Consider the following 15,852-nt stretch of genomic DNA (forward strand, 5'->3'; position numbering starts at 1 on the left):
TAGGTCATTTGTGATTGCCTTTCTTTTGATTAGGGATACTCAAAAGTCTATCACAAATGGCTTTTTATTTTTTCTAACTTAATTTTACAAACGGCGTAAAAAAATACCAACTAGATCAGCGGCAATTGCTTAATCTAGTTGGTATTACGGTAGTATAAAAACTCGCGGAAAACTACACGCCCTTACTAGATCAATGTACCTAGCAAAGGACTCATTAAAACAACCCTGCTTAGGTACGAACACCGCTGTCCGTACCTAAATGAGTACAGACAATTATGCACGGTAAGCATAGTTGTTATAATACTTGGTTGAAGTTAATGAGTGTTGAATCATGTTAGTCGTTCCTTTCAAGTTAAGTTATAATTATTAAAACATTCTAATTTGATTTTGTCAAACTCTAATTTTAAAATTCGCCAGAAATATCCTTATCAGAAAATGAATGAGGGTCGGGGACAAAAGAAATATCAGTGTCAATTATTCCAAATTTTTCTCGCATTACATTTTCGATGTGCTCTGATAATTGGAAACTTTTGAGGATCGTCATTTTAGCGTTAACCATCACGGAAGCATCAAGCGTGACCACATTTCCGTTATAGTGAGCTTTTAGTTCGACAACTTTTGCAACGTGTGGAATATTGGTGATTGTTTGGCGGTATTCCTGTTCAGCCCGCGGGTCAAAGTAGTCGGTTAAGTTAAGACTGCTTTCAAAGAAAATTTTTAGTCCAGAATACAGAATGAAGAAACCAACGACAATACTAGTAGCACCATCAAGCCAACGAAGGTTAAAGAGGAGAGCACCGCCAATTGAAATCAAAGTTCCAATACTGGTGAAAGCATCACTCAGGCTATCTTGGGCAGAAGCAAGCAACGCGGCGTTTTTTAATTTAAGCCCTGTTTGGCGATTCATATACCAAACAACTAACATAATAACTGACGCGATTCCGGCCCCAATCAATGCGACTGGTTGGGGAACCACCCGACTTGCAGGATCGAGGAGACTTTTAATGCCATCGATGATAACGCTTAAGGCAATCGCAACCATAACGACCGCTGTGACAAGGGAAAAATTGTCTCATAACGCCAACGAACGAATTGTACTCGCTGGTCAGATCCCATGTTCGCTTGATAATTTCCCGAAGGCAGCTGTGCGCCGATGATATCATCATCATCCACATCCTGGGCAATGTGTAAGCCCATCATCAATAAAAAGGTCGAGATAATTCCCGAAAGGTTGTTAAAGGCATCGGCTCGTAACGTCTGCGATTTACTTATTTCAGCTAACCAGTACTCGATAATTGAAATAACAACATAAGCAACCAAGTTATAGATTAAATGGTGTTGGGAAGCTCGAATCTTTGCTAGTTCATTTGCTTGCGTTTTTTCCCAGTTATTCATTTCTTCGGTTGTATGTCTTTTAAATTTAGTCATTAATTTAAGAACTTCCTTGATTAATAAAATCAGTTTAATTGTAACGCAAAAAATAAAAGCCGAGAAAACGATTTTCTCAGCTTTTACTCAAAATAATAATGAAAATAATTGCTAGGCCCGGTTATTAATTACGTGGGCGCATGTTGCAATAATCAGTCCCATAAAACTTACTACAGCGATCATATTACTCATAATTGACATCATATTGAACAACTCCTTTACATAATTAAAATATTTTTTACAGCACAACTAATTACAGTTGCCTTTTTGGAAAACAAATTATAATGATTGTTTTCCCCTCTCCACCAAGTATTGTAACAGGTCTTAGCAATAGTGACGATAATAATTAGCTAAGCTTTTAATGAGCTTTTCTACGAAAGAAAGGAGTGATTATAAGCAAAATATTATAAGTAACTATCATATGACTTAATAATTTTTAATTATTAAGTCAAATCGAATTATTTCTTTATAAAATTAATCTATTTAGCTAATTTGTTTAATTCTTTTAAGACTAGAGGAAATTTTGTGAAGCCGTCACTAGTCAAAAAGTGGCCGCCTTTTTCTTTAACTATGAGTTTTGCTCTAATTTTATTAGCGACCGCAATGCTATTTTGATAAGGAGCGATTGGGTCATCTTTAGCTGTTATAACGGTAGCTTTAGCAAGTTTAGGGAGTATATGCTCATAATGAGGCCGATCTTTCATAAACTCATCTAATTCAGGATAAGCTGGTAATTCTTTGTCAAATGCTCCCACAAGTAAAAGTCGTGCATCTTTAACATGATGATGTTCAATATAACGAAGGGCGGTAATACATCCTAAACTATGGGCAACAAGGATGAGGTTATCTTGGGGATGAATTTGGTCGTCAACCGCTTGATCCCATTCAGCTTGTTGGGGATTAAAGGGATTTGGTAGCCATATCCGATCAAGGGTAATTACTGGTTTTGCTTCTTCTTCGAGCCATGGAAACCAGTCATCATCACGGGTAGACGTACCATGAATTAAGTATGCGTTCTTCATTATTAAGACTCCTATTTCATAAAGTGTTTCAATATTACCATGCCGATGATTAACAATAAAATGGCAATCGAATTAGTAAGAATTTCATAAGGCTGACCGTGGGCGGCAATTAGTCCTCGGATTAAAGCCATAATTCCTAAGCTTGATAGGAAATCGATCGCAATTCGGCCATGATGTTTTAGCGCGGCAATTATCATTGTCATAAATGAAAAGAAAAAAGACAATAACACGATCCAAAATCTTAAAAATAACATGATCCGTATTCCCATCTTGCATAAGGGGAATCAGCGAAAAAGTTTCCGTAAATAAGATAATAGTTAATAAAATCCCTAGAATTGCTAGTGCGCCGATTGTACATAAACGTAAAATATGGCTAAAATTAGCCGCTAATTTATATATTTTTTTCATTCTCTTATACTCCTCAAGAAAACGCTTTAACCTTAGGGTAGCAATGATCAAGAAATTTAGCTAATATTTAACAAAATAGTTGTTAAAAATATGCGATACTTAAAGATGAATACTAAAAGGAGGGGCGAAAAATGCGAAAACCCTTTATTGCTGCTAATTGGAAGATGCATAAGAATGTCCAGGAATCGGTTGAATTTGTGGACGCAATTAAAGGAAAACTGCCAGATCCGCAAGAAGTTGAAGTCGGAATTGCGGCCCAAGCTTTTGCATTACCGAGTATGGTTCATGCTGCTGATGATTCAGGATTAAAGATAATCGCGCAAAACGCGGCAGCTGAATATTCGGGAGCTTTCACTGGTGAGATTAGCTTACGAGGTTTAGCTGATGCCGGTGTTTCATACGTAATGTTAGGGCATATTGAACGGCGCCATTTATTCCATGAGGATAATGAGTTGGTTAATCGAAAAGTGTTGGCGGCCCTTCAAATGGGTGTTACCCCGATAATCTGTACGGATGAAACGATGGTTCAAAAAGAAGTCAACGGAGAGATTCATTACGTTTTCCAACAATTAATGAGTGTATTGAGGGGCGTTTCTCTTGACCAAATAAAAAATGTAGTTGTTTCCTATGAACCAAGTTGGGCAGTTGGATATGGTCAGCATGCTAATCCAGTTCTTGCTGAAGAAGGATGCCGTCAAATTCGGCGAACGATTGCTGATAACTATACTTATGAGATTGCTGATAAGATCAGGATTCTTTATGGGGGCAGTGTCAATCCAGATAATATCGGAATGATTATGAACAAGCCGGATGTGGATGGAGTATTAATCGGTCGGGCAAGTTTAGATGTTGATAATTTCTTGCGAATGGTCAATTATCTTAAAAATGATCAAGAAAAATAAAAAAAGTATTTCTCTTTGCCGTCATTTTATGTTATAGTTATTAACAGTTGTTATGGCGGTATTGGTGAAGTTTGGTTAACACACCGGTTTGTGGGTCCGGCACGCGTGGGTTCGAATCCCACATACCGCCCTGACCTAGCGCGATGGCAAAGGATTTTTCCTTTGCCATCGCGTTTTTTGTATTCTCTGTTTTATGAATTTTAATTGATAACATCCAAGAAAGTAACTTAAAATAGTAAGGTGGAGAAAGAAAAAGGGGCTTTAATTATGAAAAATGTACAAATTGGTGGAACAAGTTGGAAAGTATCGAACGTTGCATTAGGTATTATGCGGATGGGGACGTTAGCAGTGACTAAAGCGATTGATGCCTTAGAAGCCGCCCACGATGCTGGAATAAACTTTATTGATTCAGCTGATATTTATGGCAACGACCCACAGTTAGGACGTGGATCTTCGGAAATCCATTTTGGTGAAGCATTAAAGAAAAGCAGTCTTACCCGTGATGACTTTTACATTCAATCAAAAGGAGGACTTTTTGCGAACGCGGATAATAAAATAACGCGGTATGATTCGTCAAAGAAGCATTTAATCGCTGCTGTTGATGGAATTTTGCAACGGATGGGGATTGATTATCTTGATTCATTTTTGATTCATCGTCCAGACCCTTTAATGGAGCCCGCAGAGATAGCAGAGGCCTTTGACCAACTTCAAGCATCTGGAAAAGTCCGCCATTTTGGAGTATCAAATTTTAACCCGCAACAAATCGCGCTCCTTCAAGCGGCGACAAATCAACGACTTTTGATTGACCAGGTACAGTTTGGCTTAAAGCATACGGGGATGATTGATTTTGGCCTGCATACAAATATGACTGATGATGCTGCAATTAATCATGACGGGGGATTATTAGAATATACGCGTCGTAAACAGATGACGATTCAAACATGGTCGCCTTTCCAGTACGGTACATTTGCAGGGACGTTTATTAATAATGATCAATTCCCTGAGTTAAACGCAATGTTAGAAACTCTTGCGCAAAAATATAAGGTAAGTAAAAATGCAATTGCCGTTGCATGGATTTTACGTCACCCTGCGCATATGCAAGTGTTGCTTGGTACCATGACACCAGCTCATATTATTGACAGTGCTAAGGGGAGCGATATTACATTGACGAGCCAAGAATGGTATGATCTATATCTTGCGGCCGGGAATGATTTGCCATAATGAAAAAAGATTATCTCCAGTTCTATCAGCATATTACAGCTCCTTTTTATCGATACCCGTGGACAATTCCTTTATTACGGGCGGTTAATAAATTTGTTGTGTGGACTATGTACGTTGCTTACATCGTTATATTAGTGTGGGTAGGGAAAAATAATGCCTTGAAAGCAGGACCTTTTCTGCTTATTCCCGGTATTGGCTTTATCCTACTTTCTTTTATTCGCCAACGAATTGACGCACCACGACCATACGAAAAATTTTCGATTAACCCCTTAATTCTACGTCAAAAAACTGGTGATTCATTGCCTAGTCGTCATGTTTTTTCGGCGACTGTTATTGCGATGTGTGGGTTAAGGTTAAATTTGATTTTAGGAGTGATCTTACTCGTTTTAGCTGTTGTTTCTGCTATTACGAGAGTGATTGGCGGAGTTCATTTTCCTCGTGATGTGGTTATCGGGTTTATTTGTGGCTTTATTTGTGGTTCGTTTTTATTTCTTGTCTAAATTTTAGAAAGGTGTATTTCATGGACAATTCAGTGCTGCAAGATGCAATTTTGAATGGACTTATTAGTACTCAATATCAAGGTAATACGCTGTTAGGTCCGCAATTATTAACCAACAACCAATTATCGACAATTTGGCAAACGTTACGGCACGAATTACTGTCATGTAAAGACTTTACGTGGTCAGTTGCCTTTATTACGTTAGATATGTTAGTCCCCTTTAAGGCAGTGATGGCTGACTTAGCACAGCAAGGAGTACACGGGACCATCATTACCAGTAATTACTTGAATTTTAATCACCCCGCGATGTTTGAAGAATTGCAAAAAATTCCTAATTTAACGGTCAGAATTGCTGATCTTAATGGATTTCATACTAAGGGGTATTTATTTGATCATGGGAAATATCAGACCGTAATTATTGGGAGTGCTAATTTTACACGGTCTGCTTTATTAGTTAATAAGGAGTGGAATTTAAAATTAAGTTCCCGCCAAGAAGGAAGCTTTTTTCAACAACTAACGACGGAATTGGATGCTGTTAAACATGAGAGTACTGTTCTAACGTCAGAGTGGATTGCGGAGTATCGCAAGAATTGGCAACCACCAAAGACTAGGGTGACGCAACCAGAAAAATTAAAACCAATTGAACCTAATCAAATGCAACAGGCTGCTTTAGGACAATTAAGCGCTCTGATAAAAACTGGCGCTAAGAAAGGATTGGTCGTTTCAGCAACGGGAACTGGAAAAACATATCTGGGAGCATTTGCGGTTAAAAAATATCAGCCGCGCCGTTTCTTATATATCGTTCATCGAGAACAAATTGCCAAAAAATCGTTAGCTAGTTTTCGACGAGTTATCGGTGGCAAAAAAACTGATTACGGGTTATTGACAGGTAATCGCCATGATTGGAATGCTAAATATCTATTTGCAACTGTCCAAACACTAAGCCAACAAGCAGTACTGAATAAGCTCAAAGCTACCGAATTTGACTACATTTTGATCGATGAGGCCCATCGTGCAGCAGCACCTAGTTATCAACAAATTTTAAACCACTTTATGCCGCAATTTTGGTTGGGGATGACTGCAACCCCTGAACGAATGGACAATCAAGACGTATTTAAACTGTTTGATTATCATTTAGCCTATGAAATTCGGCTGAAAGATGCATTGGCTGCTAAAATGTTAGCACCATTCCATTACGTGGGGGTTACCGATTATGAAGTTGATGGAGAAGTTATTACTGAGACTTCTAAGTTAAACCAATTGATTGCTTCGAAACGGGTTAATTATGTTCTTAACCAATTAGACTATTATGGATATTGTGGCGATCAGCCCCGTGGATTAGTATTTTGTAGTCGGCAGGCAGAGGCAAAAGAATTGGCAGTCCAATTTGCCGCGGCTAACCATCCTGCAATTGCATTGACAAATCAAAGTAGTAGTCAAGAGCGAGCAAAGGCGGTTGAGCAATTAGAGGCAGGAAAGATTGAGTATATCATTACCGTCGATCTTTTTAATGAAGGGGTCGACATCCCATCAGTAAATCAGATTGTAATGATGCGTAATACCCAATCACCAATTGTGTTTATTCAACAACTAGGGCGCGGCTTGCGTAAATATCCTGGTAAAGATTTTGTGACAGTTATTGATTTTATTGGAAATTACCAACATAATTACATGATTCCTCTTGCTCTTAACCAGGATAATAGTCGAAGTAAGGATCAAGCGCGCCGTGAAGTTAAGGTGCCAACGAATTTTGACGTTTCAACCATTAACTTTACGAAGGTTGCCGAAGAACAAATTTTAGCCTCCCTTGATAAAGTTAAATTGGACTCGATGCGTGAATTGCGGCAGGCATACCATGATTTAACTAACCAACTAGGGAGAACACCATTGCTGGATGACTTTTATCGTTATGGTTCTGTTGATCCACGAGTATTTGCGCAAAATTCCCAGCTCAACCATTATGGCGACTTCTTAGAAAAGATGGGGATAGAACTTAAATTAACAAATTATGAGCGTCAAGTACTAGCCTTTTTAACTAAAGAGTTGCTTAACGGTAAACGGCCACATGAATTGATTCTCCTTCAACGCTTACTTCGCGGTACGTGTTCAATTGATGTTTTTAAAGCAGAATTAAAGCATCAAAATATTCGCGTTGCACCAGCTGTTTTACAATCAGTTGACGATATTTTAAGTTTGCAATTCTTTAATGTAAAAGCTGGTAAACAGTTAAAAAAGGATCAGTATGGCGGACTGCCGATTATTGATCATCCAGATTTGTTAACGTATCAGTTAAATTCAAAAATTCGAGCAGGACTAGAAAGTGACAATGATTTCAAGTGCTTGTTTACCGATGTATTAACAACGGGTCTTGAAATCGCCGAGCAATATGATCTCAAGCAAGCATTTACCCTTTATCAGCAATATGACCGCAAAGATGTTTGTCGTTTATTAAATTGGCCCCTCGATGTAAGTGCGCCGTTATATGGGTATCGAGTGGCAGAAGATGTTTGTCCGATTTTCATTACCTACCATAAGGATGCGGAAGAAAAAAGGAATGCTATCTATAATAATCAACTACAAGATGGACGTTCATTGCGCTGGTACACACGGACACCTCGGCATCTTTCATCTGATGAGGTCCAGCGGTTGCTTGCAGGAGTAAAAGAGGGTAAGCCGCAAGTAAAATTACACTTATTTGTAAAACAGAGTGATGCAGTTGGCAAAGAATTTTATTATTTAGGTCCTGCTTATATTCAACCGGACTCCGTAAGAGAAGAATTGGTTGGACCAAAGAAAAAAGCGGCAGTGGGGATGGATTTAGTTTTAGAACATCCATTGACCTCAACTATGATGAACCTATTGGCAATGTAACCATCAATATATCGCTTTCATTTTTTGCTAAATCTTCTATAATTAAAGGCGTAGAAAGAAGATGCATATTATGGCAAAAGGAAAGGTAAAAACTAGTGATAAGCGTTCAGTTCGGGATGTTAAATTAGATGAATTGGCTGGCTTATTAAATGAGTTTGATGTCAATACGATGGGAGCACTAGTAAAGTCTCTAAAGAAGAGTTAAAAGAAGAACAAGCAAAGCAAGAAAGATGAATTACGCGACACCATTGAACGACAACAAGAACATATCGATGAACAAAAGGACACGATTGATCAACTTAATAATCATATTTCTAAACTAATTGATCGTCTTGATAATAAGCTATAAAAAAATGAGGCTGAGAAAAAACTTTTGTTTTTTCAACAGCCTCGTTTTTCATACGAATATTGTTACGATATCGTGGAACTAGCCTTGAGCCTTGTCGAGGAGATTATTTCCCACTTCTATTTCTTATCATTCTTTTTTATTTACTGGTTGTTTAAATAAATCATTAAATGCTTCACTAATTGTTGGGTGGGTATAGATTTGGTCCCGAAGCATTTGATAGGGGAGTTTTGCCCGCATTGCAAGAACAATCATGTTGATAATTTCTTGCGCTTCCTGGACATAAAGGGTAGCCCCAATAATTAAGTTCGTTTGTGGATCGACTAATACCTTAAGCAGCCCACGGGTATCCTTCAATACTTTTGCTTTTGGAATTGCGGCAGCAGGCATCTTAAAGAGTAGGTAATCTTTCCCTTGTTTTTGCGCCTCTTTTTCCGTTAAACCGACTTGTGCAAGGGAAGGTTCAATAAAGACATTGGTTGGGACGATTAAACGATCACTAATTCGCCGTTCCTTATTACCGAATAATTCATCTTTAATAATTCGGAAGTCGTCAAGTGAGATGTAAGTAAATTGGGGACCACCTTTAACATCCCCAATTGCCCACACATCAGGCACACTGGTATGGAGGAGGTCATCGACAACAATCGCGCCGTTTTTAGCGACCTTAATATCTGTGTTTTGCAAGTCAAGGTCTGTCGTTGCAGGTTTCCGTCCGGTTGCCACTAAAATTTTATCAGCGAAAATGGTTGTTTCACGATTATCCGCTTTAGCAAAAGTGATCGCAGCTTGCTCATCTTGTTCGCTAATTGCTTTAATATCAACCCCAACTTCAAAGCGAACCCCGTTATCCTTAAAGTTTTGAATTACCATTTCTGCTACATCATCATCTTCACGTGGTAGTAAAGTCTGATGGTGATCAAGAACCGTGACATGTGAACCAAAGGAAGTGAACATATTTGCAAATTCAAGACCAATATAACCGCCACCGATAATCACGAGTTCACGCGGTAACTTAGGCTGCTCCATTGCTTGGGTAGAATTCATGAGAAATGGACTATTCTTCAATCCAGGAATATCAGGGATGGTTGGCGTTGCGCCAGTATTGATAAAAATACGTTCACCCTTGTAGGAAAGAGTTTGCCCATCTGGCGTTTGCACATCAATCGTGTGGTTACCAGTAAAATGAGCAGTTCCATCTAAGACAGTGATATTTTCTTCGCTTGCTAGCATTTGATAATTTTTTTGTCGGAGTTGGGATGTCATTACATTTTTTCCATCGACCGCGTCTTCAAATGAGGTTCCATGAGCAGCTTCAATAATTAGCCGTTTGGAAGGGAGACAAGCAATATTAATGCAGGTTCCTCCATACATTTGCTTCGATTTTTCAATAACAAGAACTTGTTCTCCGTGTTGAGCGAGAAACTTTGCGAGGGTTTTTCCGCCCTTCCCAAATCCGATAATAATATTTTTGACTGTTTCCATTAAAAAGCCTCCAAAGTTGAAATTATTTTACATACTTTTAAATTATACTAAGAATAAAAGCTTTGTCACTTAAAACGCTTAAATAAGACAATTGTGTAGTTTACATTATATTGAACAAAGTGTTAGGATAATATTGTGAATATATTAGTCTCAACTGCAGTCATAACTTGTATATTAAAGAAAAACGTATTAGATAAATATTGAACATTATTGGTCATAAAGAGTGTGCTATCGAAATAAAATGTTTTACTGATTTGCAGTTTTGATTAAGAAGAGATTATAATGAAAGCTGCACATTTAGTAGAACACCCCAAAAAAGTAAATGAAAAGAAACCAGTTATTCAAGAGACCAAGTTTATCGACATCTTAAGTAAGGTTGCAACAGTTGTAGCTATTTTGATGTATGTATCTTACATTTCACAGATTAAGAATAATTTGGCCGGAAATTACGGCGCTCCTTTACAACCATTAGTGGCAGCGCTTAACTGTACGTTGTGGTGCATTTATGTTTACTTCAAGCAGCAACGTGATTGGCCAGTCTTTTGGGCAAATTTCCCTGGTATTATTTTTGGCTTAATTACCTTTATCACATGTCTACACTAAGAACAAATAGGAGTGAGAGAAAACTAAATTTCCCCCAGTCCTATTTTTTATACGCTTACTCTCAACTCTATGATATAATAAATCGAACATATGTTTTAGAGGGGGGCGAGTAGAGATGCTAAAAAATGGAATGTCGGTAGTTCGTTTTAGTTCTTTTGCGCCGGTGACAGAGATGATTTTACAGTCGCTGCCCGCTGAGAAGGACAAAGAGGAACAGAAAGCACCGGCCATTAAAAACTTTGATCAATTACGTCAACGATTAAATAGTAAAGCACGATTCCTTATTTTGGACCTTGAGTTTTTTCAGGATCAGCAGAAGCATCGAAATGGCGTTGCTCAGATTGCGGGGAAGATGTTTGAAACACAAAACAGCTTTAATTATCACCTCTATGCCCAGAATATGTCTGCTGAGCGACAATTGGCCTTTTTGCGACAATATGACTTCCGCCTTTCAGAAGTAAACGGATATGAGGTTAGACAGATTTTTAACCGGATTTTTCATTTCATTGCGGTAGAGCGGCCTGACTATATTGTGAGTTGGGATAATGGAACTGACTTTGAATCATTGAATTATGAAGCAAATCGATTAAAGATTAGGAAAGAGGACCGTCCCTGGCGTACGATTCAGTCATTAGATCTGGAAAAGCTAGTCGCTAAAGAAGTATGGAAAAGTAAAAATGGGATCAGCCTGGAAAAGATGTGTCGCTTGTTGCACCTTCCCCGGGTTAAATACCACCAAGCCCAAAATGATGTGATAGCGATTGAGCAAATTTTGAAATTTTATGCTCGCGATTTAGAGCGTGAATTAAATTGTCGCTGATCGTTACCAAAATTTAAAATTTAGTTCATGATTTATCCCGATTGACTTTTTATAATTAGTAACAATTGAAAGAAGGTGAGCGAGATAAATTTCATTTTTCGACTGCTTAAGCGGATATTTATAATAGGACTTTTAGTAGGTGGAGGATGGCTTTATTTCAACGATGCACGGGTTCAAGCAACGTCGAACCAAACTGCATGGAACGTTCGTGACCGTATTGCTAAGTTAATTGGCAGGGACGATACAAATTCAAACGATAATTCTAATCTGCACTTAAACGATGCAAATAATGGTTCTTCCAAAAACGAACAAGGACCAACGACAGAACAACAAACAAGTACACAAACTTCAATTCCATCTACTGGGCGATGGGCGACTAATCAAGCAACGGTCTATGTAAATACAAATAATGCTCAACTTGACGCAGCTACTAATACCGCAATCCAAAACTGGAATCAAACGGGGGCATTTACATTTAAACCAGTAAACAATCAAAGTAAAGCGGATATTGTTGTAACGACGATGAACCGCTCTGATTCAAATGCTGCTGGATTAACGAAGACATCCTCTAATTCATTGACAAGAAGATTTATGCATGCAACGGTGTACTTAAATACATATTATTTAACTGACCCAAGTTATGGCTATAGTCAGGAACGAATTGTTAATACAGCCGAACACGAACTGGGCCACGCAATTGGACTCGATCATACCAATGCTGTTTCAGTAATGCAGCCTGCTGGATCATTCTATACGATTCAACCAGATGATGTGCAAGCAGTTCAAAAATTATATGCCAATAATAAATAAAAATGGGACTGTGACATAAGTTAAGTTATTTTCATAAAAAGCAAATACGCAGTACAACAATGGCCTCTAACGTCCGGCAAAACCGAACGTTAGAGGCCATTGTTGCTTGCGGGGGCTCCCAGAGGCTAGCTTCGCGTCGAAAAACGAAGTCACAAGTTACTTCTGTCTCGCTCCCATTCTGTCATTTTCCGTGCTTTTAGTGCCCAGAGGATAGAGACAGTATCAATTATTTCCTGTAACATGGCGCCGAAAAAGGCTGGAATAATTCCGGTACTAGCAATAAGCATTAGGATGGTACAGATTGCAATTCCGATTAAGACCGCTTGTTTTGCAATCCGCAGAGTTTCCTGAGAAATGCTAACGGCTTTTGCGACTCGCGAAAGGTCATCTTTTAGGATAACAACGGCAGCTGATTCACTAGCAGCCGTTGATCCGTGAGCTCCCATCGCAATCCCAACATCAGCTGTCACAAGAGAAGGCGCGTCATTTACGCCATCCCCAACCATGAAAACAGGATGTTCATTTGTTGGAATAGCTTTAAGTGCATTGATTTTATCTTGTGGAAGAAGATCGGCTTTAACTTGGGTGATCCCTACTTGTTGGGCAACTTTATCTGCAATAACAGCTTGGTCTCCCGTTAACATTAATAGATTGGTAACTCCAAGCTTTTTTAACTGGTTCATTGTTTGCTTTGCTTCAGGACGAATATGGTCGGTAAAAGTAATTGCACCATAGTATTGCCCATCAACACTCACATAGATAGCTGTTGCTGCTAACATCTGGTCAAGATTTTTAGGAGATACGAATTTTAATTTTCCTACTTTAACTTCTTGCCCATCAACAGTTGCTAAAATTCCTTTACCGGTTAATTCGGTAAGTTGATCGACAGGTGATAAGGAAACATTATATGCAGTGGCATAAGAAATTAGTGAGCGTGCTAGGATATGTGATGATTGTTGTTCAGCGCTTGCAGCGTAATGGAGGAGTTGCGTTGAGTCAATTTTTCCTGTAGGGAGGATTTTATCAACAGTCAATTGACCACTTGTAATAGTTCCTGTTTTATCAAATGCACCAGTTTTAGCAACCGCTAGTTTTTCCAGTACGCTCCCTGTCTTGACCACAATTCCGTTTCGTGAAGCCCGACTCATTCCAGAAACCATTGCCACTGGAGCTGCGAGGATTAACGGACATGGTGAGGCAACAACGAGAACTTCCGCAAATCGTTCGGGACGGCCAGAAAGCATCCATGCAAGTGAAGAGATAATAATAGCAATAATCGTAAATGGAACAGCATATCGGTCAGCTAATCGAACAAAGTGGGCAGGAGTCGATTCAGCCTCCTTAACCAATTTAACGAGTTGCTGATATTGACTATCTTTGGCTAGTTTGGTGACCTGTAAAGTAATGGCATTATCACCATTAACTGATCCTGACATCACTTCGTCACCAGCTGTTTTTGAAACTGGCCGTGATTCACCAGTTAATGACGATTCATCGAACAATCCCTCACCATTTTTAATAATTCCATCGACTGGTACTAATTCTCCTGGTTTAACAATAAGCTGGTCGCCAATTTTGACATCGTTAACTGGGATATCGCTGGTTTTACCATTAGTGATTAAATGCGCCGTTTGTGGTGAATTATTAAGTAATGCTTTTAATTCGGTGCTTGCTTTTTTTGCGGCATAATCTTCTAAGGCATCTCCTCCGGTTAACATTACAAGAATAACCATCGCTGCCCAATATTCGCTAACGGCTAGCGTTGCGACGACAGCCATAATGGCAAGCAGATCAACGCCATATTTACCACTACGAATAGTTTTTATCATGCCAATAAACATTGAAAAAGCAACAATTGCCCCAACGATAGTAACCAAAATTTGTGCGAAAAGGTGTAAATGGAATCCAAATTGGAGTACAACTGCGATTGCTGCGATTACTAAGATGATAATTAATTTTTGCTTATTAGATAGTTTTTTCATAATACCCCCGCTTAGTTCTAATACTTTCTACACTTTAATTATAGAGTTTTTGTGCAGTGATATAATAAAAAGTTAGAAATATTAAGGAGAACTGGTGAAAAATAATGCAAAATGGACAATCTTGTCAACGAATTTTTGTATTGATAATTGATTCATTAGGAATTGGAGCAACCGCTGACGCAAATCGTTTTGAGAGTCTAGGGGCTGATACGCTAGGACACCTTGGGGAACACTTTCGGATGCGGTTGCAATTACCGACTTTTCAGAAACTGGGTCTAGGAAACTTGCACCCAATTATGGGAATGCCTTCGCTTGAAAATCCGTCTGCTGCTTATGGACAAATGAGTCCAATCTCAATAGGTCTGAGTGATCGTGAAAGCCAGTGGGAGATGATGGGCTTGGCAACGACCACTGAATCTGACATTTTTATTGATGGTGTGCCGTTGGAAATAGCGACTAATTTTGCACGAAAAGCAAAGCGTCCTCTTTTAAGCAATTCCTTAATGAATATCCGGACTGCGTTGAAAGATTATGGCCTTGAACAATTAGCAACAGGTGGTCTGCTATTGGCGACGGCTAGTTCTTCGAGTGTTTGGTTAATTGCGCATGAACAGACTATTTCGGTTGGCGAATTAAAAGAAGATTGTCAGATTTTGCGAAAACTGTTGGATAATTCCCCATATACTATCGAAAATGTGAATGGCCTTCTTTTTAGTGGGAACCAGCCAGCTAATTTTTATCCCCAAGAACTTTATAAATTTCCTTTAGCTCCAGCAAGTCCAACAGTTATTGATTGTCTCTTGGAAGCGGGTTATGCTGTGAAGTTAATCGGGAAAAGTACCCAGTTCTTTGGTTTGGGCCATAATGAAATAACCGGGAATAATAAAGAGAGCTTTGTTCAGTTGCAAGAACTGATCGATAAAAAGTTTACGGGTGTTTGTATAGCAGAAGTGGGGGAGATAGAGCAATTTGGTAAAGCACGCAATCCTGAAGGCTTTGGAACGGAATTGATGCGGATTGACCACGAACTTACAAAAATTATCGATAAACTACAAGATGATGATTTACTGATTGTGACAGGAAACTTTGGAAATGACCCTACTTATCCTGGTGAAAAACATACTCGTGAATATGTGCCGTTACTTGTAACATCACCACAGATAAAACCAAATATTTCGCTCGGTGGCAGAAGTTTTAGCGATATTGGGGCAACGATTCTTGATAATTATGACTTAGAAGATAGGTTGACAGTTGGTAATAGTTTTTTAAGAGAATTATTTTCTGCATATTGATAAAAGAGGATGGAAAAATTCTGATTTTCCGTCCTCTTTTATTTTAATGTCTTTAGACCTAGTTGAGTGCGTGAGCAGAGCGAATGCACGAAACAAAAAACCACCTGCTATGCGGGTGGGCGATAAAAATTATATAAAAAAGGCCTCTTTTGCCTTAAGATGT

13 protein-coding genes, 1 tRNA gene and 1 pseudogene are annotated in these 15,852 nt (G+C 38.8%); 10 read left to right on the forward strand and 5 right to left on the reverse strand.

The genetic code is table 11. From position 1 onward, the window contains the following. Positions 1-403 precede the first annotated feature (403 nt). The 3 genes and pseudogenes from AACL61_RS06675 to AACL61_RS09945 form a co-directional block, all read right to left on the reverse strand. Positions 404-1,428, reverse strand: a pseudogene (locus tag AACL61_RS06675) (cation diffusion facilitator family transporter). 479 nt (positions 1,429-1,907) lie between these two features. Next, positions 1,908-2,450, reverse strand: a complete 543-nt coding sequence (locus AACL61_RS06680; RefSeq protein ID WP_102816453.1) for an RBBP9/YdeN family alpha/beta hydrolase — start codon at positions 2,448-2,450, stop codon at positions 1,908-1,910. 11 nt (positions 2,451-2,461) lie between these two features. Further along, complete coding sequence (locus AACL61_RS09945) at positions 2,462-2,719, reverse strand: phosphate-starvation-inducible PsiE family protein (RefSeq protein ID WP_414152579.1); 258 nt, start codon at positions 2,717-2,719, stop codon at positions 2,462-2,464. Positions 2,720-2,989: 270 nt separating this feature from the next. On the opposite strand from AACL61_RS09945, the gene tpiA reads away from it, so the two are divergent. The 6 genes from tpiA (at position 2,990) to AACL61_RS06715 (ending at position 8,556) form a co-directional block, all read left to right on the forward strand. Next, a complete protein-coding gene (gene tpiA / locus AACL61_RS06690; RefSeq protein WP_019252844.1) occupies positions 2,990-3,760 on the forward strand; it encodes a triose-phosphate isomerase in 771 nt (256 codons plus the stop codon). A 55-nt stretch (positions 3,761-3,815) separates the two neighbouring features. Then, positions 3,816-3,890: transfer RNA gene (locus tag AACL61_RS06695), tRNA-His, on the forward strand. Between the two features lie 137 nt (positions 3,891-4,027). Then, on the forward strand, positions 4,028-4,981 hold the full coding sequence (locus tag AACL61_RS06700) for an aldo/keto reductase (protein ID WP_035160034.1): 954 nt from the start codon (positions 4,028-4,030) through the stop codon (positions 4,979-4,981). Beyond that, a complete protein-coding gene (locus AACL61_RS06705; RefSeq protein ID WP_102816411.1) occupies positions 4,981-5,481 on the forward strand; it encodes a phosphatase PAP2 family protein in 501 nt (166 codons plus the stop codon). The genes AACL61_RS06700 and AACL61_RS06705 overlap by 1 nt, the downstream gene beginning before the upstream one ends. A 20-nt stretch (positions 5,482-5,501) precedes the next feature. Further along, on the forward strand, positions 5,502-8,351 hold the full coding sequence (locus AACL61_RS06710) for a DEAD/DEAH box helicase (RefSeq protein WP_102816410.1): 2,850 nt from the start codon (positions 5,502-5,504) through the stop codon (positions 8,349-8,351). Between the two features lie 70 nt (positions 8,352-8,421). After that, entirely contained in the window at positions 8,422-8,556 is a 135-nt protein-coding gene (locus AACL61_RS06715) for a hypothetical protein (RefSeq protein WP_263850716.1), read from the forward strand. A gap of 270 nt (positions 8,557-8,826) precedes the next feature. Here the strand turns inward: AACL61_RS06715 and AACL61_RS06720 are convergent, their stop codons facing one another. Further along, positions 8,827-10,182 (reverse strand): FAD-dependent oxidoreductase, encoded by a 1,356-nt coding sequence (locus AACL61_RS06720; RefSeq protein ID WP_102816409.1) that lies wholly within the window; start codon positions 10,180-10,182, stop codon positions 8,827-8,829. Positions 10,183-10,464: 282 nt separating this feature from the next. Here AACL61_RS06720 and AACL61_RS06725 point away from each other — a divergent pair, with 282 nt between their 5' ends. The 3 genes from AACL61_RS06725 (at position 10,465) to AACL61_RS06735 (ending at position 12,415) form a co-directional block, all read left to right on the forward strand. After that, positions 10,465-10,785 carry a hypothetical protein gene (locus AACL61_RS06725; protein WP_339111157.1) on the forward strand — a complete coding sequence of 107 codons (321 nt, stop codon included), beginning with the start codon at positions 10,465-10,467 and terminating at the stop codon, positions 10,783-10,785. Positions 10,786-10,900: 115 nt separating this feature from the next. Beyond that, a complete protein-coding gene (locus tag AACL61_RS06730; protein WP_339111158.1) occupies positions 10,901-11,605 on the forward strand; it encodes a hypothetical protein in 705 nt (234 codons plus the stop codon). Between the two features lie 75 nt (positions 11,606-11,680). Then, entirely contained in the window at positions 11,681-12,415 is a 735-nt protein-coding gene (locus AACL61_RS06735) for a M57 family metalloprotease (protein WP_102816407.1), read from the forward strand. Between the two features lie 149 nt (positions 12,416-12,564). Here the strand turns inward: AACL61_RS06735 and AACL61_RS06740 are convergent, their stop codons facing one another. Then, positions 12,565-14,397, reverse strand: a complete 1,833-nt coding sequence (locus AACL61_RS06740) for a heavy metal translocating P-type ATPase (RefSeq protein WP_102816406.1) — start codon at positions 14,395-14,397, stop codon at positions 12,565-12,567. Positions 14,398-14,501: 104 nt separating this feature from the next. Here AACL61_RS06740 and AACL61_RS06745 point away from each other — a divergent pair, with 104 nt between their 5' ends. Then, on the forward strand, positions 14,502-15,689 hold the full coding sequence (locus tag AACL61_RS06745) for a phosphopentomutase (protein ID WP_339111159.1): 1,188 nt from the start codon (positions 14,502-14,504) through the stop codon (positions 15,687-15,689). Positions 15,690-15,852 lie beyond the last annotated feature (163 nt).

It is taken from the genome of Limosilactobacillus reuteri subsp. porcinus (assembly GCF_036621895.1).
Lineage (GTDB): Bacteria > Bacillota > Bacilli > Lactobacillales > Lactobacillaceae > Limosilactobacillus > Limosilactobacillus reuteri_J.

Excerpts from the sequence above, each read along its gene's own strand:
- AACL61_RS06680 (WP_102816453.1), bottom strand. The coding sequence starts at position 2,450 with ATGAAGAACGCATACTTAATTCATGGTACGTCTACCCGTGATGATGAC.
- AACL61_RS09945 (WP_414152579.1), bottom strand. The coding sequence starts at position 2,719 with ATGGGAATACGGATCATGTTATTTTTAAGATTTTGGATCGTGTTATTG.
- tpiA (WP_019252844.1), top strand. The coding sequence starts at position 2,990 with ATGCGAAAACCCTTTATTGCTGCTAATTGGAAGATGCATAAGAATGTC.
- AACL61_RS06700 (WP_035160034.1), top strand. The coding sequence starts at position 4,028 with ATGAAAAATGTACAAATTGGTGGAACAAGTTGGAAAGTATCGAACGTT.
- AACL61_RS06705 (WP_102816411.1), top strand. The coding sequence starts at position 4,981 with ATGAAAAAAGATTATCTCCAGTTCTATCAGCATATTACAGCTCCTTTT.
- AACL61_RS06710 (WP_102816410.1), top strand. The coding sequence starts at position 5,502 with ATGGACAATTCAGTGCTGCAAGATGCAATTTTGAATGGACTTATTAGT.
- AACL61_RS06715 (WP_263850716.1), top strand. The coding sequence starts at position 8,422 with ATGGCAAAAGGAAAGGTAAAAACTAGTGATAAGCGTTCAGTTCGGGAT.
- AACL61_RS06720 (WP_102816409.1), bottom strand. The coding sequence starts at position 10,182 with ATGGAAACAGTCAAAAATATTATTATCGGATTTGGGAAGGGCGGAAAA.
- AACL61_RS06725 (WP_339111157.1), top strand. The coding sequence starts at position 10,465 with ATGAAAGCTGCACATTTAGTAGAACACCCCAAAAAAGTAAATGAAAAG.
- AACL61_RS06730 (WP_339111158.1), top strand. The coding sequence starts at position 10,901 with ATGCTAAAAAATGGAATGTCGGTAGTTCGTTTTAGTTCTTTTGCGCCG.
- AACL61_RS06740 (WP_102816406.1), bottom strand. The coding sequence starts at position 14,397 with ATGAAAAAACTATCTAATAAGCAAAAATTAATTATCATCTTAGTAATC.
- AACL61_RS06745 (WP_339111159.1), top strand. The coding sequence starts at position 14,502 with ATGCAAAATGGACAATCTTGTCAACGAATTTTTGTATTGATAATTGAT.